The 20,549-nt window shown below is 66.1% G+C and carries 13 protein-coding genes; 1 reads left to right on the forward strand and 12 read right to left on the reverse strand.

The genetic code is table 11. The features are described 5' to 3' along the window. Positions 1-26: 26 nt before the first annotated feature. Complete coding sequence (locus RT655_RS09600; protein ID WP_313536365.1) at positions 27-488, forward strand: hypothetical protein; 462 nt, start codon at positions 27-29, stop codon at positions 486-488. Between the two features lie 165 nt (positions 489-653). Here the strand turns inward: RT655_RS09600 and RT655_RS09605 are convergent, their stop codons facing one another. The 12 genes from RT655_RS09605 to kdpF form a co-directional block, all read right to left on the reverse strand. After that, positions 654-3,668 (reverse strand): TonB-dependent receptor domain-containing protein, encoded by a 3,015-nt coding sequence (locus tag RT655_RS09605; protein ID WP_313536368.1) that lies wholly within the window; start codon positions 3,666-3,668, stop codon positions 654-656. Positions 3,669-3,984: 316 nt separating this feature from the next. After that, complete coding sequence (locus RT655_RS09610) at positions 3,985-6,306, reverse strand: GH92 family glycosyl hydrolase (protein ID WP_313536370.1); 2,322 nt, start codon at positions 6,304-6,306, stop codon at positions 3,985-3,987. Positions 6,307-6,334: 28 nt separating this feature from the next. Continuing rightward, a complete protein-coding gene (locus RT655_RS09615) occupies positions 6,335-7,771 on the reverse strand; it encodes a glycoside hydrolase family 125 protein (RefSeq protein ID WP_313536371.1) in 1,437 nt (478 codons plus the stop codon). A gap of 17 nt (positions 7,772-7,788) precedes the next feature. Beyond that, complete coding sequence (locus RT655_RS09620; RefSeq protein ID WP_313536373.1) at positions 7,789-10,125, reverse strand: GH92 family glycosyl hydrolase; 2,337 nt, start codon at positions 10,123-10,125, stop codon at positions 7,789-7,791. Positions 10,126-10,151: 26 nt separating this feature from the next. Beyond that, positions 10,152-11,210 (reverse strand): glycoside hydrolase family 43 protein, encoded by a 1,059-nt coding sequence (locus RT655_RS09625; protein WP_313536374.1) that lies wholly within the window; start codon positions 11,208-11,210, stop codon positions 10,152-10,154. Positions 11,211-11,299: 89 nt separating this feature from the next. Continuing rightward, the gene (locus RT655_RS09630; RefSeq protein ID WP_313536375.1) at positions 11,300-14,299 is read right to left on the reverse strand and encodes a TonB-dependent receptor; all 3,000 of its coding nucleotides are present in this window, start codon (positions 14,297-14,299) and stop codon (positions 11,300-11,302) included. Positions 14,300-14,586: 287 nt separating this feature from the next. Then, positions 14,587-15,273: a response regulator gene (locus RT655_RS09635; RefSeq protein WP_313536376.1), complete on the reverse strand. Its 687-nt coding sequence runs from the start codon at positions 15,271-15,273 to the stop codon at positions 14,587-14,589. Positions 15,274-15,281: 8 nt separating this feature from the next. Then, positions 15,282-15,854 carry a potassium-transporting ATPase subunit KdpC gene (kdpC, locus tag RT655_RS09640; protein ID WP_313536377.1) on the reverse strand — a complete coding sequence of 191 codons (573 nt, stop codon included), beginning with the start codon at positions 15,852-15,854 and terminating at the stop codon, positions 15,282-15,284. Positions 15,855-15,867: 13 nt separating this feature from the next. Next, the gene (locus tag RT655_RS09645; protein WP_313536378.1) at positions 15,868-16,695 is read right to left on the reverse strand and encodes a transporter; all 828 of its coding nucleotides are present in this window, start codon (positions 16,693-16,695) and stop codon (positions 15,868-15,870) included. Positions 16,696-16,704: 9 nt separating this feature from the next. Continuing rightward, entirely contained in the window at positions 16,705-18,723 is a 2,019-nt protein-coding gene (gene kdpB / locus RT655_RS09650) for a potassium-transporting ATPase subunit KdpB (protein WP_313536380.1), read from the reverse strand. A gap of 12 nt (positions 18,724-18,735) precedes the next feature. Next, the gene (gene kdpA / locus RT655_RS09655) at positions 18,736-20,439 is read right to left on the reverse strand and encodes a potassium-transporting ATPase subunit KdpA (RefSeq protein WP_313536381.1); all 1,704 of its coding nucleotides are present in this window, start codon (positions 20,437-20,439) and stop codon (positions 18,736-18,738) included. 10 nt (positions 20,440-20,449) lie between these two features. Further along, positions 20,450-20,539 (reverse strand): K(+)-transporting ATPase subunit F, encoded by a 90-nt coding sequence (gene kdpF / locus RT655_RS09660; protein ID WP_093295902.1) that lies wholly within the window; start codon positions 20,537-20,539, stop codon positions 20,450-20,452. Between the last annotated feature and the right edge of the window lie 10 nt (positions 20,540-20,549).

Here is a 20,549-nt window from a genome sequence, read left to right on the forward strand (position 1 = left end):
ACTCTGGAGAGTCATAGGAGGGATTCATGAGCAATAGCAATTTCCAAGGCGACTGCGGCGAAGCAAAAAGCGGATATCATTCGGCAACCTGCCCTGGCGGCATGGAAGTGGGCGGATCAGCGACCGTAAATGGCGGACCGACCCAGAATTGCGTGATTGCAAACGATGGCGGCACAGTCTTCGCGATCGAATTGATCGAGACTGCGGGGATCTATGATTACCAAGTTCGCGTCGATGCCCAGGGCCCGCGCGGCATCTTCAGCGGGTCGATGTATCTCGCCTTTGAGGATCTGACCGGCGACGTCTATTATCTTTCGATCACGGCGTCCAAACGCGAGTGGCACGAGGTCTCCTACAATAGCAGCAATCCCGCGATTCAGCGCATCTTCTGGAGCGACGTGTCGTTCGACGTGGAAGGCAGCAAGGCCGACGGTGAAAAGCCGTCCTATCAGGTTGTCAGCCCCGCGCATGCGGACGCGGACGCCTGAGCTCTCCCGGCAAGGCGGTCCGGACGCCGTTGACGGCGGCCGGATCCGCCCCCGGACGACCGAGGCGCTCGGCGCCGAGTCGGTACCGTGGCGATTCTCGCGTGCGGCAGGCTGTGTTCGACCAATCCCCCGGAGATGCGATCTCCGGGGGATGCAGCACGTCCGTTACAGGCGCAGCGAGACGCCCGCGACCAGCTGGCGGCCCAGCAGGTCGTAGCCCATGATCGTGTTGCCGCGCAGCAGGCCGATGCGGCTGCGGCTGTCCGGCACGATCGGCGGGTCGCGATCAAAGATGTTGTTGGCGGCAAGACGGAAGGTCATCCGCTTGTTGATGTCGAAGGTCAGCGCAAGGTCGAACCAGTCATAGGCCTTGATGCCCGGATAGGCATCACGCTTGTCGGCTTCCGGCAGCGCCGGGATGCCGGTGCTGGCGGGCGCATAGACCGTCCGCGGCATGGCGCTGCGGTGACGCCAGTTCAGCGAGAGGCTGGCGACGCGGCCCGGCGCCATCCAGGTGGTGCGGAACTGGTGCGCCCAGGTCGGCATGCTCTCGCCGCAACCGCTGTCGAAATAGCCCGTGCAATCGCGCGGCGTGATGTCCGGCGCGCCCTGGCTGCCGACCAGCGTCATCAGCGTACCGTTGAAGGTCATGTCGAGCGAACCCAAGCTGCCCAGGCCGGTATTGTACTGACCCTGGAAGTCCCAGCCATGCGACTTGGACTTGTAGCCGTTGGTCGACCCGCGCGACACATAGCCCGCGGACGGGGTGCTGGCCGGCGAGCTCGACAGCGTGCCGTCGGGATTGCGCTTGATGCCGCGGCAATAATAGTCGTTGCCAGTGGACAGGCAGCCGTTGATCCAGTCGAGCGGGTTGAAGAACTCGAGCTGGTCCTTGAGGTCGATCATCCAGCGGTCGACCGAGACCGTCAGGCCCGGCACGAAGCGCGGACGCAGTACAACGCCGAACGTCTTGCCATAGGCCGTTTCGGGACGCAGCGCAAAGCCGCCTTCGCGGACGGTGCAGCGATCGTCCGGGCAGATCAGCGTGGCGCTGTTGTACAGGTTGGTCGCGAGGCCGGTGCGGGCGCACTGCTGCGGCGACCAGGACGGCGCGACGCGCGGGCCGTTCGGGTTCGATGCATTGATCTGCGGTGCGCAGGGATCCGCGTAGAAGCCCTGGTTGTACGAGATGTTCGACGCATTCGCCGCCGCGCCGACGCCGGGTGCCGCCTGCGACTTGTTGATCGAGGCACGGAAGGTGATGTCCTCCACCGGCGCCCAGATGCCTTCTATCTTCCAGGTGCCGAACTTGTCGTCCAGGCGGTTGTACTTGGACACACGATAGCCGCCGTTCAGCTGCAGCAGGCTGGTCCAGGACTGATGCTCGACGAGCGGCGCCTGGATTTCGATATTGCCTTCCAGGATGTTCTGGGTGGCGCGGACGTTGTCGCCGCTGCTGTTGTTCTGACGAAAGACGTCGTTGTAGTCGGTGCGGTCCATCTCATCGCGATATTCGGCGCCGACCGCGATCGCGATGCCCTGCTCGGCGAAGGGCGAGGTGACGCCGTACTTGCCGAGATCACCGCTCACCGTGCCGACGAACTGCAGCAGGCGCGGGATGCGCTTGGCGATGCCGCCAGTGGCGCCGCCATACAGATAGTTGTTCAGCGCCGAATCGTTGTTGAACGGTGAAAAGGCGTTGAACGGCACGCAGGAAGGATCGCTGCCGTCGATCACCGAACGGCAGGTCGGGCGACCGTTGACATTCACCACGTTGAGCGAGCGGTTGATCTTGGTGGGGCTGGCGAAGGGCTCGTCGATCGTGTCGAGCTGCGCGCGCGACAGCATGCCGGCGACATCATAGGACCAGACATTGTCCAGCACCCGGCCGCGCAAGCCCGCGGTGATGCGATACCCGGCATTGATATACTGGTCCTGCACCAGCGGCTGCGAGTCGAAGCGGTAGCGCACGTCGAGCGGTGCGAACCGCCCCGCCACACCCGCATTCGCGCCACACAGCGTCTGGCCCTGCGAGGCCGAGAGGAACGGGTTGTCGCAGTTCACCTGGTATGGATCGCTGCCGAACGCGGTGTAGGAGAAGTTGCGGTTGAGCTGGGTGTTGTACGACTTGTCGCGATACCACAACACGTTGCTGTACAGCTCGATGTGGTCGTCGAGCTGCGCGGTGAGGAAACCGCCCGCGTTGACGCGGTGGAACGGCCGCTGGAACGCGAAATCGTCATACGGATTGGCCGAGCTGCCAGGGCCACCGGTGTTGATCGGAATGAACGTCCCGTTGCCGTTCGGATTGTTGACATATTGCGTGCCGGCATTCGGCCCCGCCTGCGGGATGATCGTGCCAGCGGGCGTATAGCTGGCGCGCGAGCAGGCGAGCGGCGAGGTGCGGCTGCTGGTGATCACTTCGCAGACCGCGTTGGAGCGGTCGCGCAGGCGCACCAGGCTCGACTGGCGATAATCGGCAAAGGCAGAGATGTTCACCTTGCCGTCGAACAGGTTGGTGCCCGCGGCGATGCTCACATCGGCGCGGCCGCCATCATTGGTCATGCCGGTCGGCGCATTGAAGCCAGCGCGCTCCGCTGCATCGGTCACTGCGCTGCTGCGGTTGTTGTGGTTGAAGAAGCTGTAGTTGCCGTCGATGCGGATGCCGGTGAAGTTCTTCTTCAGAACGAAGTTCACCACGCCCGCGACCGCGTCCGAACCGTAGACAGACGAGGCGCCGCCGGTGAGCACGTCGATGCGATCGACCAGCGCGTTCGGGATGATGCCGACGTCGACCGAGTTGGGCAGGCCGATGCGCAGGCCGTCGATCAGCATCAGCGTGCGCTCATAGCCCAGGCTGCGCAGCTTAATGCGCTGACGGCCTTCGGAGTCGCTGAAATTCTGCTCGGAATTGACCTGCACCTGCGGCAGGCGGTTGGTCACTTCCTCGATCGTGGTCGCGCCCTGCGCGGCGATTTCGGCGGCAGTGGTGGTGACGATCGGCGCGGCCGAGCGGTTGTTGAGCCGGACGATGCGCGTGCCGGTGACCACGATGGGGCCGCCGGCGGCATCCTGGTCCGGCGTGTCCGCCAGCTTGGCCGAAGCGACCGGATCGCCGATCGAGACCGGCGGATTGTCATTGGTCTGTGCGGCGGCAGGCACCGCCATCAACGCGGCCACGCAACAGCTGCTGGCCCAAACTCCCCGTAGCATCATGAACAAGTCCCCTCTTGCTGGCCAAGGCCTCGGAAACATCCGGCCGATCGGGACCGCCATGCTCCGGGGAGCGCGGCTGCGCGGTGTTCGCGTCTCGGGTCCCAAGCGGCCTTACCGGGCTTGGTTCCAAGAAGGTGTCATGCTGGTTTCATCTGGGCAACAACCAGGTTACCTAAAAAAGCAATTTGATTGCGATATTTCGCGAAGCGTTGCCGAAAGGTTACAATCTGGTTTCTATGCAAACGATTACGGGGCGTCTCATGGACGCCCCGTGCCTTCATCAGCGCAACAGTCGGCCATAGGATGGCGGCCGGTCCGCCTTGGCAGCACCGAAGCGGGACGGCTTGGCACCCATGGTAAAGACCAGTTCGCCGCCGCGCGCGAGATCGGCATGGCCGATCCAGTTGCGGGTCCAGGGCTTGCCGTTCCAGGTTACCGATTGGACATAAGGCCGGTCCGCTGCATTGCCGACCGCGCGGATGCGCAGGGTGCGCCCGCCGCCCAGCTGCATCTCGGCCCGGTCGAACAGCGGCGAGCCGAACACATAGACGCCGCTCACCGGATCGACCGGATAGAAGCCGAGCGCGCTGAGGATGAACCAGGCGCTGGTCTGGCCGCAATCGTCGTTGCCGATCACGCCGTCCGGATCGGCCTTGTACATCTCGTTGCACAGGCGGCGGACCATCGCCTGGGTCTTCCACGGCGCGCCGGCATAGGCATAGAGATAGGCGACATGCTGGTTGGGCTCGTTGCCATGCGCGTACTGGCCGACCAGACCCGAGATATCTGGCGGCGCGTTCTTGGGCAGCGTCGAGGGCGCAGTGAACAGCGCGTCGAGCTTGGCCTCGAACTTGGCGTCGCCGCCGAACAGCTCGATCAAGCCGTAGACGTCGTGCTGGTTTAGGAAGGTCGCCTGCCAGCCATTGGCCTCGGTATAGTCGCGCTGCTTGTCGGGGTTGTGGCCGAGCTGGATCGGATCATAGTCCTTCCACCAGCTGCCGTCGGCGAAGCGGGGCCGCGCAAAGCCGATCTCGGTGCTGATCACGTTGCGATAGTTCTGCGCGCGCTTGCGCAGCGCCGCGGCATCGTCGTGTGCGCCGGCCGCTTCGGCGAGCACCGCCATCGCCCAGTCGTCATAGGCATATTCCTGGGTGCGGCTGACCGACTCCCAGATCTTGTCGGCGGGCACATAGCCGAGATCGTAATAGAAGCCGCGGCCAAGCGTGCTGTCGATGTCCGGGAAGGTCCGATCGAAGGCGCGCGCGCGGATCTTGGGCCAGGCGGCGGCATAGTCGGCCTGGATGCCCTTGTTGCGGGCTTCCGCCAGCACCGACACGGCGTGCCAGCCGATCATGCACGCGGTCTCGACGCCCTGGAGCGGCCACACCGGCGGACCATAGGGGCTCTGCTGGGTCTGGCGAACAAGATCCTGGGTGAAGCGCGCCGCCATGTCCGGACGGATCAGCGTGAGCAGCGGGTGCAGCGCGCGATAGGTGTCCCACAGCGAATAGGTGCTGTAGGCAGGCGCGTCGCCGGTCGTCCGGTGCACCTGCCGGTCGAGCCCGACATAGCGGCCATCGCGATCGGTGAAGAGCGTCGGCGAGAGTGAGGCATGGTAGAGCGCGCTCGCCATGATGGTGCGGTGCGCAGGCGTGCCGCCCTCGACACGGATGCTGTCCAACTCGCGCGTCCAGGTCCGCGCCGCCGCCGCGCGGGTGGCGTCGAACGCCCAGCCGGGTGCCTCGGCCGCGAGCGCCGCTTTGGCACCGGCGATGTCGACCCCCGAGATGCCGGTCTTGATCTCGATCGGCGCGGCACCCGCATCATCGAAGAAGAAGGCGACCTTGAGCCGCTTGCCGGTGACGCCGGTGGCCCCTGCAGGCGCAGGCGCATCATCGTCGCCGAAGAATTGCACGCGGCTCGGCTTGCGCGACAGCTGCAGTGCGAAATGGATGTGCCGCCCCTTGGCCCAGCGATTGACCTTGCGGCTGCCGGTGAGCAGCCCGTCCGGGGAGAGCGTCAATGACGCGTCCTCGACCAAGGTGCCCTTGTCCCAGCTGTCGATGATCGCATGGGCGAAATCGATCAGGATATGCCCCTCGCCCTTGGGAAAGGTGTAGCGATGCTGGCCGGTGCGCTCGGTGACGGTCAGTTCGGCGAGCACGCCCGATTCCAGCCGGACGCGGTAATAGCCGGGCTCGGCATGCTCGTCCGAGTAGCGCTGGCGATAGCTGCCCTCGGGCTTTTCCAAGGTGCCCGGCGTCAGCTTGAGCGGCCCGCGGCTCGGCACCACCAGCACGTCGAGCATGTCGCCGATGCCGGTGCCGGACAGATGCGTATGGGAGAAGCCCATGATCGTCGCATCATCCTTGTGGTAGCCCGAACAGGCGTCCCAGCGGCTGTTGTCGGTATCCGGCCCCAACTGGACCATGCCGAAGGGCAGCGCCGGCCCCGGGAAGGTATGGCCGTGCCCACCGGTGCCGATGAACAGATCGGGCCGCGCCGCTTCGAAGGCGGCGGACCAGGCGGTGCGCGGCAGCGCTGCGGCGATCGCGGCGGTGCCGCTGCCCAGCAGGAGTTGGCGGCGTGTGGCGACGGTCATCGGCATCGGCTCCGTAGAAGCAAAGGGATCAGTAGGTGCGGGCGAGCAGCGCGGGGCGGCGGCGCTCGAGATCGAGGATCAGGTCGCCGAACAGCCCGTTGGTCCAGGCGAACCAGGCGCGGGTGAACTTGGCGGGATCGTCCTTGTTGAAGCTCTCGTGCATGAAGCCGGTGCCGCCATGCGTGGTCTTCAGCCAGGTGAGGCACTGGGCGATCACGGCATCGTCGTCGCTGTTCAGCGCATGGGTGATGATCGACATCGGCCAGATCATGTCGAGCCCGATATGCGGTCCGCCGATGCCCTTCGCTGCCTTGCCCTCGAAATAATAGGGATTGCGGTCGCTCCAGGCGAGCGCGGCGGTGCGGCGGAACAGCGGATCGTCGCGGCGGGCGGCGTCGATCATCGCCAGGCCGGAGAGGCTGGGGACATTGGCGTCGTCCATGAAGATCCAGTTGCCGAAGCCGTCGATCTCAAAGGCCCAGACCTTGCCGCCCTTGCCGTCCGGCACCAGCGCGTGTTCGTGCAGCGCCTTCTCGACCTCGTCGGCGAGCGCCTCCGCATCCTTCGCCGCGGCTTCGTCGCCGCGCGTCTCGCGGTGGAGCTGCGCCACCTTGCGCAGCGCCGAGACCGCGAAGAGGTTCGACGGGATCAGGAACGGATAGACGCAGGCGTCGTCCGAGGGGCGGAACATCGAGTGGATCAGCCCGATCTTGCGCGTCGGCGCGCCATAGCCGCCCATCGGCACGCTGTCGGTCGGCGCCACCGCTTGGCGCTGGAAATGATAGGGCCCCGTCCCCGCCTTGCGCTGCTGCACGCGGAAGGTGGCGACCGCCAGCTTGGCGCCCTGCGACCAGAGATCGTCGAACGGCGTCTTGTCGCGCGTGTGGGTCCAATAGGCGTGCGCGATCCGCATCGTGTAGCAGAGCGAATCGATCTCCCATTTCCGCTCGGCGACGCCCGGCTTCATATCGGTTACGTCGACCTGCGACCATTCGAGGCTCGACTTGGCCTTGGGATCCTTCTCGAACGCATTGGCATAGGGATCGACCAGGATGCAGCGCGCTTGGCGCTGGATCAGCCCGACAAACAGTCGGCGCAGCGCCGGATCCTGGCCCGCGAGGTGGACATAGGTCTGCGCCTGCGCCGAGCTGTCGCGCAGCCACATCGCGTTGATGTCGCCGGTGATGATGAAGGTGTCCGGCCGGCCGTCGAGCGTGCCGATCTCCACCGTGGTGTCGAGCGTGTTGGGGTAGCAATTCTCGAACAGCCAGGCGAGTTCGGGATCGGCGATGCGCGCCTTCACCCGCGCGATCTCGGCCTCCACCGCCTTGCTGACGAAGCGGCGCTTGGCCAGCGGCGGGCGCTTGCTGACGAAGCCCGAGGCGGCGCGCGCGGCGCCCGGCAGCGCGGCAGCGGCACCCAGCGCCGCGGCACCGGCTATCAGCGAACGTCGATCGAACTGCATGCGATAGTCCCCCGCGCTCACTTGGGCGCGCTCATCGAGAAGGGCGCATCGGCCTTGCGCGCACCCCAAGTCTTGTTCGGCGTCGGCCCCATCACGAAGCGCAGCGTGCCGCCCGCCTGCAGCGCCTCGCGCGACAGCCAGGGCTTGGTGTAGGCGCGACCGTTCAGCGTAGCGGACTGTATGTAGACATTCTCGGCGCTGTTGTTGGTCGCCTCGATCGTCAGCACCTTGCCGCCCGGCATGGTGAGCCGGACGTTGCGGAACAGCGGGCTGCCCACCGCATATTGCCCCACCGTCGGCGTCACCGGATAGAAGCCGAGCGCCGAGAAGACATACCAGGCCGAGGTCTGGCCGTTATCCTCGTCGCCCGGATAGCCGTCCGGCGTCGCGGCATAGAGCTTGCGCATCACGTCGCGGACATGGGCCTGCGTCTTCCACGGCGCGCCGGCCCAGTCGTAGAGGTAGATCATGTGCTGGATCGGCTGGTTGCCATGGGCGTACTGCCCCATGTCGACAATCTGCATCTCGCGGATCTCGTGGATCACCTGACCGTAATAGCTGTCGTCGAAGATCGGCGCGGTGGCGAACACCGAGTCCAGCCGGTCGACGAACTTGGCGTCGCCGCCCATTAGGTCGATCAGCCCCTGCACGTCCTGCATCACCGACCAGCTGTAATGCAGTGCATTGCCCTCGGTGAAGGCGTCGCCCCATTTGTACGGATTGAACGGCGTCTCCCACGATCCGTCCTTGTTGCGGCCGCGCATCCAGCCGCTCTCGGGATCGTAGAGCTTGCGGAAGTTCTGCGCGCGCTCGGCATAGAGGCGGGCGTCGTCCTTCTTGCCCAGCGCCGCGGCGAGGCGCGACAGCGAAAAATCGGCGGTGGCATATTCGAGGGTGCGCGCGGCATTCTCGTTGATGCCCACGTCATAGGGCACATAGCCGAGCTGATTATAGTACTCGACGCCCTCGCGGCCGACCGCGCCGACGACATTGCCGTTCTTGTCCTTGGGCCGCCCCTGGCTGGTCGTCGCGTTCTTGACCATCGCCTCATAGAGCGGCGCGATGTCGAAGCCGCGCACGCCGTTGAGGTACGCATCGGCGATCAGGTTCGCCGAGTTGGAGCCGATCATCACGTCGCGATAGCCCGGGCTCGCCCATTCGGGCAGCCAGCCGCCTTCCTTGTAGGTGTTGACCAGCCCCTGCATGATCTCGGCATCGCGTTCGCGGTACATCAGCGCGAACCAGGGGAAGACCGCGCGCCACGTGTCCCAGAAGCCGTTGTCGGTGTACATCGGGCCGGGATGCACCTGCCCGTCATAGGGGCTGTAATGCACTTGGCGGCCCTGAGCATCGACCTCGTAGAACATGCGCGGGAACTGCAGCATGCGGTAGAGCGCCGAATAGAAGGTGCGGCGGTTGTCGAGATTGGGATCGGTGACGCGGACGCGGCCGAGCTCCTTCTCCCATGCCGCCTTGGCCTTGGCCTTGGTCTGCTCGAAGCCGTCGCCGCCGATCTCGCTGGCGAGATTGCGCTCGGCCTGCTCCGGGCTGATGAACGACGAGGCGACCTTGACGTGGACTTGCTCGCCCGCGCGCGTCGCGAAGCTCACCACCGCACCGACATGGTTGCCCTCGCGCTGTGCGTCGGCGGTTAGCTGCCAATTGTCGTCCCAGCTGCGGCTGACCGCGAAGTCATGGTCGAACTCGGCGACGAAATAGTTGCGGAAATTGCCCGGCACGCCGCCATGGTTGTTGCGCACCCAGCCGCTGATCCGCCGCCGCGCGCGGTCGATGGTGACGCTCGATCCGCCAGCGAACGCGTCGAGTACGATGTGCGCGTCGTCCGCCTTGGGGAAGGTGAAGCGAAACTGCGCGGCGCGCGCGGTGGGCGCCACTTCCGCGGTCACGTCGTAATCTGCGAGGTACACCCGGTAGCTGTACGGGTGGCTCTCCTCGGCCTTGTGGCTGTACCAGGAGGCGCGCTCGGCCTCGCGGATCCGCACCGGGCCGGTCTCCGCCATCAGCGAGAAGGCGGCATAGTCGTTCATCCACGGGCTGGGCTGGTGGGTCTGCTTGATGCCGTTGATCTTGTTGTCATGGTACATATAGCCCCAGCCGCTGCCGGGCTTGCCGGTGACCGGCGTCCAGAAGTTCATGCCCCAGGGCACGGCCACCGCAGGATAGGTGTTGCCATAGGACAGCTCGTAGGTGGAATCGGTGCCCATCAGCGGGTTGACCAGATCGACCAGCGCCTCGCTGCGATCGGATTGCTGCGCGACGGCAGGCAGCGTGGCAACGCTGGCGAGAAGCGCGAAGGCGGCGGCGCGGAGCGGCTTGGGGGAGAAAAGGGGCACGAGGGTTCCTTTGGCTGAGCGCGTCGTCATTTGCGGCGGGTGCGGCGAAGCGGCTCGGGCGCCACGCCGTCGTTGGTGAGCGTGACCGGCTGGATCGAGCCGTCCGGATTGAAGGTCATGCGGTCGATGGCGAGCTCGCGATGCTCGCCCTGCTGGTCGGCCAGCGGACGGCGATGATAGGCGATGTACCAGCGATCGGTGCCGGGCACGTTGACCACGGAGTGGTGCCCCGCCCCGCGCGCGATCTTGGGATCTTCCTGGAGGATGGTGCCGCGCGGGGTGAACGGGCCAACAGGGCTGGGTCCGGTCGCATAGGCGACGCGGTAGTCCGATCCCGTCCATTCGCCTTCGGACCACATCAGGTAATAGACCCCCTTGCGCTTGATGACGAAGGAGCCCTCGACATAGCCCGGCGGCGTGATCTCCTTCCAGGTCGAACCGTCGGGATAGGGTAGCACGCGGCGCAGGTCCTTGCTCAGCCGCACCACGTTGCAGTGCCGCCAGCCGCCATAATAGAGATAGACCTGCCCATCGGTGTCGCGGAACACGAAGGGGTCGATTGGCTGCGCGCCATTGTGGAAGCCGCCGATCAGCGGCTTTCCGAGCGCGTCGCGGAACGGGCCGCCGGGCTTGTCGCTGACCGCGAGGCCGATGCCGCCCTCTTCCTTGTCGCTCTGGATGTCGTTGGCGGAGAAGAACATGTAGTAGCGCCCCTGCGCCTCGATCACCGAGGGCGCCCAGATCGCATAGGCCGCCCAGGAAATCCGCGTCACGTCGAGGACGTGGGGGTGCTTGGTCCAGTGGACGAGATCGGGCGAGGAGAAGGCGTTGAAGAAGGTCTGATAGGCGTAAGAGGGCCGCACCGTCTTGCGCTTGCGTGCTTCTTCCTGCGCGGGGGTGAAACGGCGGGTACGATCGGGCGCGCCGTCATCGGCGGAATAGGTGGGGTAGATCCAATATTGCCCGTCGAACACCCGGATCTCGGGATCGGCATACCAGCCGCGCACGATCGGGTTGGACGCGGAGGCGGCGAGCGGCGCCATCAGGGCGAGAAGGGCGAGCGCCCGGCGGAGCTTCGATCGCATGAGCCTCTCCTTGGCCGATCCGCAGCGTGAAAAGCGGATAAAAAAGGTGGCGGGGCGGCACGTGGCCGCCCCGCCAGAGGGGGGTTTGATCAGAATTTGTAGGCGAGGCCCAGATAGGCACGGCGCCCGGTATATTGGTTGCTGATGAAGCGCGCGTCGGTGTCGTTGCCGAGATGCGCCCGCTCCTCCGACTTGGTGAGGTTGATCACCGAAGCGGTCAGTTGCAGGTTCTCGAAGAAATTGTACGAGGCGTTGAGATCGATTTGCTCGTACGGATCCGAATAGACGTTCAGGCCAGACTGGATGCCGCCGACCCGCTCGCCGCGCCGATTGTACGAGGCACGCAGCAGCAGCTTCTTGTTTTCGTAGAAGATCGAGCCGTTAATCTGCGTCTTGGCACTGCCGACCAGCGGGGAGTCGCCCACCTTCTTGCCGTCCAGCGTGATCTCGGCGACCGAAGTGTCGTTATAGGTGAAGTTCACCTGCGCGCCGAGACCGAAGGGCAGCGTGTGCTGCGCATAGAGCTCGACGCCCTGCGACACGGCGTTGGAGCCGTTCGCCTGGGTCGAATATTGCTGCACGGTCACGTTGTTGCCGGCGACATTGCTCTGAATGTCGAGCACCAGCGGGACGATGAAGTCCGACACGTCCTTGCGGAACAGCGTACCGCCCAGCACCGAGCCACGGTGGAAATACCATTCCACGCCGACGTCATACTGCCACGCCTTGAACGGCTTCAGGTTGAAATTGCCGCCGCCGCCGAACCAGCCGGGCAGCGCGCCGAACTGCTTGCGGTCGTAGACAAACGCGTCCGAGTTGAAGGTCAGCGAACGGGCGCCAGCGAGATCGCCATAGCCCGGACGCGCGATCACCTTCGATGCCGCACCGCGGATCAGCAGGTTGGGCGTCACGTCCCACGAAATGTTGAAGCTCGGCAGGAAGTCCGTGTAGCGCTTGGACTCGTCGTTGGGGCTGAACACCTTCACTTCGCGCTGCGCCTGCGGGAGTACCAGGCAGTTGCCGTCCGGGCCGACTGGCGGCGGCACGAACGGATTGCCGTTGGTGTTCTGGCAGTAGTCATTCTCGTAATAGATCACGTCGGTCGAGACGCCAGACTGCTTGGTGCTGACGACGCGCAGGCCGATATTGCCGCGCACATTGTTCATCTTGAAGTTCGCCTGGGCATAGCCCGCCCAGATCCGCTCCTTGATGTCGTAGCGATTCTCCGGCTCGGGCACGCGGACAGGACCGTTATAGGTCTTGTTCAGATAGGCCAGATAGTTGTCCATGTTGAACGCCGGGAAGACGCTCGTCGCGAAGCCGCCGGCGATGTTGCCGATCGGCTGGCTCTGGAAGAAGGCCGGCTGGGTCACCGCGGCGCCCGCGGTATCCTGGTAACGCAGCGTCCCCGCCGCATCCGAATACCATTCGAACCGCCCGGTCTGGCGCTCCACCTTGGCATCGCGCCACTTGGCGCCGACCTGGATCGAGTCGATGAAGCTGTCGAAGCGGCGGGTCAGGTCGATCTGAGCATATTTCTGCTCGATCGCGCTGTTGGTATAGCCCGACCCGGTCGAGCCGAGATCGACCTGCGAGATGCCCTTCATCAGGTTCTGCTGCAACTCGGGCGAGAACTGCATCGCCACCGACTGGTCGGTGAAGCTCCACTGGCTGAGCATGTTGCCGTTGACGCGGTTGGCAAGGCCGTCGCCGACCACCAGCCGCGGCTTGGCCTGGGCGTAGAACTGGAACGACGGGCCGCCGGTCGCGCGCGTCTTGCCGCCGGTGAACGACACGGTCAGCCGATCGCGGGTGAAGTCGCCGTGCAGGTCATAGGTGTTGGAAACGGTCTTCTGGCGCGCATAATAGCTCTGCATCGCCGGGGTTTCCATCGTGCAGGCATTGGCGCCCGTCCGACATGCCGTGCCGTCAGGCGGCACCTGGAAGGTCGCCGAAGTTAGAACCGTGCCGCTCTTGTCGAACTTCGCGCCGGTGAAGAATTTGTCATAGCCCCATTCCGGAATTTTAATGAGGTTGGAGACGTTGTCGCCGTTGAGCTGGAAGCGGAAATAGTTGGCAGTGAGGTTCAGGCCTTCGAACGGCTGCCACTGCGCAGTCGCCTGGATGCCCAGCCGCTTGCGCTTCTCGATCAGAACCGTCTCGTCGACCGACTGCGGCGCCCAATAGCCGTTATAATGCGTGCCGCCCTGGGTGGTCACGCCATCGTTCCAATAGGAGATCGCGTCGTCATTGGCGTAGGTCTTGCCGTTGACGTCGGTCGCCTGCTTGGTGTTGTTGGCGTCGGTCCACCAGTGCCAGCTCTCGGTGGCGGCGCTCAGCGTGCGATTGGTACGGACCTGGTAGGTCGCGCCCAGCAGCAGGCCGAAGGTCTTGGCCTCGTTGTGCCACGACAGCAGGCCCGAGACACTCGGCTCGACCTTCTTGGTGACATCCGAATAGGTGCCTTCGACCTGGACGTTGCCCGACCAGGGCTTGAGGTCGAAGGGGCGGCGCGTGTGGTTGATGATCACGCCGCCGACGCCGCCTTCGTCCAGCCGCGCTTCGGAGGACTTGAACACCTCGACGCTGCCGATCAGGTTTGCGGGGAGCAGCAGATAGTTGAAACTGCGCGAGGGATCGCCGGAATCCGCCGAGGCGATGAAGTTGCCGTTGAGCTCGGTCAGCGTCAGGTCTGAGCTGAGGCCGCGGATGCTGACTCGGCTACCTTCGCCGCCGTCACGCTCGATCACCACGCCCGGCACGCGCTGCAGCGCGTCAGCCACGTTCTTGTCGGGGAACTTGCCGACGTCCTCGGCGGTGATCACGTCGACGAACGCATTGGCGTCGCGCTTCTGCGCCAGGCTGGTCTCGATCGACGCGCGGTAGCCGGTGACGACGATGTCACCCTCGCTATCCCCCGGCGCGGCGTTCTGGGGCGCGGACGTGTTGCCGGCCTGCGGCTGGGTCGTGGCGGCCTGGGCAAACGCAAGCCCCGGCAGCGCGGCACACAGGCTTGTGCCCAGCATCAGCTGGGTCAGCAGACGCTGGCGCGCAGACGCCGACGAACGAAACAGATTGCCGTAGGACACGATCCTTCTCCCTCTTTCCACCCGCAGGCCCCAGGCCCCGATCGGTTGTTTGTGACCGCGCTGTCAGATTTGAGTTCACGGTTCTTGTGAGGGGTTTCGCAATTGAAAAACAAATTGTCAATTAAATGCGAGGGCGTTGTTGTGGCTTTTCGGCAACGGGCAGCAACAAATTGTGTCGGCTGTGCAAACGTTCTCATATTGACGTGAAGCAGCGAAGAACCGTCAACAATAACCCCTCATGCGCGCACAGTTGTCCTGGCCCGCCTGGGGATCGACAGTAGGTTTGCCTAGGCGACCACCAGCCGGTACCCGACACCGGGCTCGTTGAGGATGAGTTGCGGGCGGCTCGGGTCCGCCTCCAGCTTCTGGCGGAGATTGCGCACGACGATCCGGAGATAGTCGAGCTGCTCGATATGCGCCGGCCCCCACACGTCGCGGAGCAACTGGCCATGCGCGATCACCCGGTCGGGATGCGCCGCGAGCAGCGCAAGCACGCCATATTCCTTGGGCGCGAGATGCACCGCCTCGCCATCGCGGCGGACGCGGCGATGGACGAGGTCGATCTCGACCGCCCCGATGGTGAGCCGTTCGCGCTCGGCCGATCCGGCGATACGGTGGCGGAGCGCGGTGCGCAGCCGGGCGAGCAGTTCCTCGGTGTCGAACGGCTTGGTGCAGTAATCGTCGGCGCCCAGATCCAGCGCCGCGACCTTCTCGCTGGTATCCGTGCGCGCTGAGACGACGATCACCGCCGCCCCGCCCGCCTTGGCCTGCTGGATCAGCTCGATGCCGTCGCGATCGGGCAGGCCGAGATCGAGCAGCACCGCGTCGGGCTTGTCGATGCCGAAAGCGGCGATCGCCTCGCGCGCGGTCGCCGCCTCGATCACCTGGTGCTCGGCGCGGGTGAGGGCCCCGCGCAGCAGCCGCCGGATATGGCTGTCGTCCTCGACGATCAGGACCTTGGTTGCGCTCGCCATGGCTTCGCTTAGCGAGCGCCGCCCTGCCGGTCGAGCGCGAGATTGAGCGCGAGCACGTTGACCCGCGGCTCCCCGATAATGCCCAGCAACCGGCCCTGCACGTTCGCGTCGACCAGCTGCGCCACGCGATCGGGCGCGATGCCCCGTGCCCTGGCGACCCGCGCGACCTGGAAGCGTGCGGCAGCCGGGCTGATCTCGGGGTCGAGGCCCGAACCCGATGCCTGGAGCAGGTCGGCCGGGGCATCGGCACCGAGGCGCTTCTGGTCGGCGGTCACCCGATCGACCAGCTTCTTGGAGGCCGGACCCAGATTGGAGCCGCTCGAGGCGAGAGGGTCATAGCCATTGCCCGCCGCCGACGGGCGACCCTGGAAATAGCGGGGCCCGGCGAAGCTCTGCCCCAGCAGCATCGAGCCGCGCAGCTTGCCGGCATCGTCGCGCACCAGCGAGCCGTTGGCCTGGGCCGGGAACAGCAGCTGCCCGGCGCCGGTCACCACCAGCGGATAGACGATCCCCAGCAGCGCCGCGAAGATCAGCGTGAACAGGAGCGTTGGACGGAGGCCGGAAACGAGATCGGAACGCATGGCGAAATCCTCCTCAGAAGCGGGTGGAGACGCCCAGATAGACCTGGGCATCGGGGGTGGCCTGGTTCAGGCCGAAATTGGCGCCGAGATCGAGCTGCAGTGTCGGACGCAGCAGATAGCTGGCGGCGATGTCGGCGGAGGTCTGCGTGACATAGGCCGCCGGATCGAAGTTCCGGGCCACCCAGAACTCGCCGATCAGCGTGAACTTCGACGTGACCGCCTTGCCGAGATTGACCGTGCCGACCAGCTGCGCGTGATGGCCATGGCCGTCGCTGTCGGCGAGCACGTCGCCCTCGGGGCCGAAGGTGAGCGTGAAGCCCTTGGGCAGCGCGATATTGATCGGCACGGCGACGCCACCCTCGGTCTCGCCATTGCCGATCCCCGTCTTGGCCGTGGGGATCTTCACGAAGGGCAGCAGCGCGATCTGCACCTGCCCCGCCGGATCGGTGAGCCGCTGCTTCAGCCGCAGCGTGAGGTCGCCGACGCCGCGCAGCGTCTGGGTCCCTTCCGCGGTGCGGGTGCGCACGGTCGCATAGGGCGCGATGCTCGCCTCGATGTCGGTCGAGCCGGTCAAGCCAACTTTCAGCGTCGGGTTGGTGTAGAGGATCGTGTCGACGCGGGTGTCGCCCGCATCGGTACGGGTCCAGTTGCCGAGATCGGTCTCGAGCTGCACCATGCCCTGGGGCACGGTGCAGGCGAAGTTCGACTTGGTCGGGCGGTCGGTGCACAGCGCCGGCGCTGCCGGTGCGGCTGCCGCCGGGGCGGCAGGCACGCTGTCCTGCGCGAAGGCCGGAGCGGCGACGACGGTGAGCGACGCGAACGAAAGAAACGTACGAAACATGGGATATCCTCAGGCGAGGTGAAGACCGGCGACGGCCAGGTCGATGAGCTTGATGCCGATGAACGGTGCGACCAGGCCGCCCAAGCCGTAGATGGCGAGATTGCGGGCGAGCAGCTGGCCCGCGCCCATCGGCTTGTAGGTCACGCCCTTCAGCGCCAGCGGCACAAGGAACGGGATGATGATCGCGTTGAAGATCACCGCCGACAGAATCGCGCTGGTCGGGCTCGACAGGCCCATCACGTTGAGCACGCCAAGGCCGGGATAGAGCGCGACGAACATCGCCGGGATGATCGCGAAATATTTGGCGACGTCGTTGGCGATCGAGAAGGTGGTGAGCGCGCCGCGGGTCATCAGCAGCTGCTTGCCGAGGCCGACGATCTCGATGAGCTTGGTCGGATCACTGTCGAGATCGACCATGTTGCCCGCCTCGCGCGCCGCCTGGGTGCCGGTGTTCATCGCCACGCCGACATCCGCCTGGGCAAGCGCCGGTGCGTCGTTGGTGCCGTCCCCGCACATCGCGACGAGCTTGCCGCCCTGCTGTTCCTGGCGGATCAGCGCGAGCTTGTCCTCGGGGGTGGCTTCCGCGAGGAAGTCGTCCACGCCCGCCTCGGCGGCGATCGCGGCGGCGGTGAGCGGGTTGTCGCCGGTAATCATCACCGTGCGGATGCCCATCCGGCGCAGCTCGGCGAAGCGCTCGCGCACCCCTGCCTTGACGACGTCCTTCAGCGCCACCGCACCGAGCAGGCGGCCGTTCCGGACCACCGCCAGCGGCGTCATCCCGCCACGCGCGATGCCGTCGGTGATGCGCTTGAGCTCGGCGGCACCAGCAGCGTCCGGGTCCATCTTGAGGATCGAATCGACCGCGCCCTTCAGGATCACCGTGTCGCCCTGGCGCACGCCCGAGCTGCGCGTCTGCGCGGTGAAGGGGATCACTTCCGCCGCGGCATCAAGCTTGGCGTCGAAGGCGAACTTCTCGCGCCCCAGCGTCACGATCGAGCGCCCCTCGGGCGTCTCGTCGGCGAGGCTGGCGGTCAGCGCGGCCTCGGCCAGTGCGCGTTCTTCGACGCCCGTCAGCGGATGGAAGGCGCTCGCCTGGCGATCACCGATGGTGATGGTGCCGGTCTTGTCGAGCAGCAGCACGTCGACGTCGCCTGCAGCCTCCACCGCGCGGCCGGACTTGGCGAGCACGTTGAAGCGCACCAGCCGGTCCATGCCCGCGATGCCGATCGCGGAAAGCAGCGCGGCGATGGTCGTCGGGATCAGCGTGATCAGCAGCGCGGCCAGCACCGCCACCGGGATCGCCCCGCCGGCATAGGTTGCGAAGGCCGGGATCGTGCCTACCGCGATCAGGAAGATGATCGTCAGGCCGACGAGCAGGATGGTCAGCGCGATCTCGTTCGGCGTCTTCTGCCGCTCGGCGCCTTCGACCAGCGCGATCATCCGGTCGAGGAAGCCCTTGCCGGGATCCTGGGTGACGCGGAGGATGATCTTGTCCGAGATGACGCGGGTGCCGGCGGTGACGGCGGAGCGGTCGCCGCCCGCCTCGCGGATCACCGGTGCGCTTTCGCCGGTGATCGCGGCCTCGTTGACCGAGGCGACGCCCTCGACGACTTCGCCGTCGGCGGGGATCAGGTCGCCGGTCTCGACCAGCACGAGGTCATCGCGCTGGAGCAGATGCGCCTCGACCTTGCGCCAGGTCTCGCCGACGCCGGTGAGCTTCTTGGCCTCGAGCTCGGACTTGGTGGCGCGCAGCGACGCCGCCTGGGCGCGGCCGCGGCCTTCGGCCAGCGCCTCGGCGAAGGTGCCGAACAGCACGGTGAGCCACAGCCAGACGATCAGCTGGACCTGGAACCCCACCGGCAGCGGCTCGCCGCCGATCGCCAGCAGGACGGTGAGCAGCAGCGCCGCCACGGCCGTGGTGAACAGGATCGGGTTACGGATCAACTCGCGCGGATCGAGCTTGCGGAACGCGTCCCCGATGGCCGGGCCGATCAGCTCGGCCGCGAAGATGGACTTGGGTGCAGACATTGCTTGTCGTCCTCAGAAGAGCTGGCCGCGGAGCAGGGTGACGTGATCGGCGATCGGCCCCAGCGCCAGGCTCGGCAGGAAGGTGAGCCCGCCCAGGATCAGGATGATGCCGACGAGTAGCCCCACCCACAGCACGCCGGTGGTCGGGAAGGCGCCGACGCCGCCCGCCACCTGCTTCTTGGCGGCAAGGCTGCCGGCGATCGCCAGCACCGGCACGATCACGAAGAAGCGGCCGAGCCACATCGCGATGCCGAGCATGGCGTTGTAGAAGGGCGTGTTCGCCGAGAGGCCGGCAAAGGCCGAGCCGTTGTTGCCGGTCGCGGACGTGAAGGCGTAGAGGATCTCCGAGAAGCCGTGCGGGCCGTTGTTGGCGATCCCCGCCAGCCCGGCCGGCAGCACCGAGGCCAGCGCAGCGCCGCCCAGGATGCACAGCGGCAGCACGGCGACGGCGAGCACCGCCAGCTTCACTTCGCGCGCCTCGATCTTCTTGCCGACATATTCGGGGGTGCGGCCCACCATCAGCCCGGCGACGAACACCGAGAGGATGGCGAACAGCAGGAAGCCGTAGATACCCGCACCGACGCCGCCGACGACGATCTCGCCGAGCTGGATATTGAACAGCGGGATCAGCCCGCCCAGCGCGGTGAAGCTGTCATGCATTGCGTTGACCGCGCCGCACGAGGCTGCCGTGGTGACCACGGCAAACAGCGCGCTGCCGACCACGCCGAAGCGCGTTTCCTTGCCCTCCAGATTGCCGCCGGCGACATGAAGCGCGTCGAGCGCCGGGTTGCCCGCCGCTTCCGCGGCATAGGTCACCGCGATGCCCCCGAGGAACAGCACCGCCATCGCGGCCAGGATCGCCCAGCCCTGCCGGGTGTCGCCCACCGCCTTGCCGAAGGTCCAGGTGAGGCCGACACCGACGAGGAAGATCGACAGCATTTCTGCGAGGTTGGTGAGCGCGGTCGGGTTCTCGAACGGGTGCGCGGAGTTGGCATTGAAGAAGCCGCCGCCATTGGTGCCGAGCATCTTGATCGCTTCCTGGCTGGCCACCGGGCCCAGCACGATCGTCTGGCGCACACCTTCCAACGTGGTCGCGTCAATGCTGCTCGCCAACGTCTGCGGCACGCCGCTCGCGACGAGGAACAGCGCATAGACGAGGCAGATCGGCAGCAGCAGATACAACGTCACGCGGGTGAAATCGGCCCAGAAATTACCGATGCCGCGCGACTCCTTTCGCGCGAAGCCGCGGAACAGCGCGAACGCGATCGCTATGCCGGTCGCCGCCGAGGTGAAGTTGTGCAGCGCCAGGCCAAGCGCCTGCGAGAGGTTCGAGACCGTCGATTCGCCCGCATAGCCCTGCCAGTTGGTGTTGGTGGCAAAGCTGATCGCGGTATTGAACGCGCCGTCCGCGCCCATGCCGGCAAGCCCGCGCGGGTTCCATGGCAGCACCGCCTGCAGGCGGAGCACCGCATAGGTCAGCACCGCGAGCGCGAGGTTGAACAGGATCAGGTGCAGCGCATAGGCGCGCCAGCCCTGCTCGGCGTTCGGGTCGATGCCGCCGATGCGGTAGATGCCACGCTCGACGGGGCCGAGGATGCGGTGGAGCGGTGTGCGGCGGCCTTCGTAGAGGGCGAAGAGCCACAGGCCCATTGGCTTGGCGGCGGCCGCCAGGATGGCGACGAACAGGGCGATGAAGCCCCAGCCTTGGAGTGTCATGCGGCCCTCCTCAGAAACGCTCGGGCCGCAGCAGCACTGCGACCAGGTAGAGGAGCAGCGCGAGCGCGGTCGCGCCGGCGAGCATCAGGTGCAGGCCCATCGCTCAGGCC

Origin of the sequence: Sphingomonas sp., assembly GCF_032114135.1 — a bacterium.
Taxonomy (GTDB): domain Bacteria; phylum Pseudomonadota; class Alphaproteobacteria; order Sphingomonadales; family Sphingomonadaceae; genus Sphingomonas.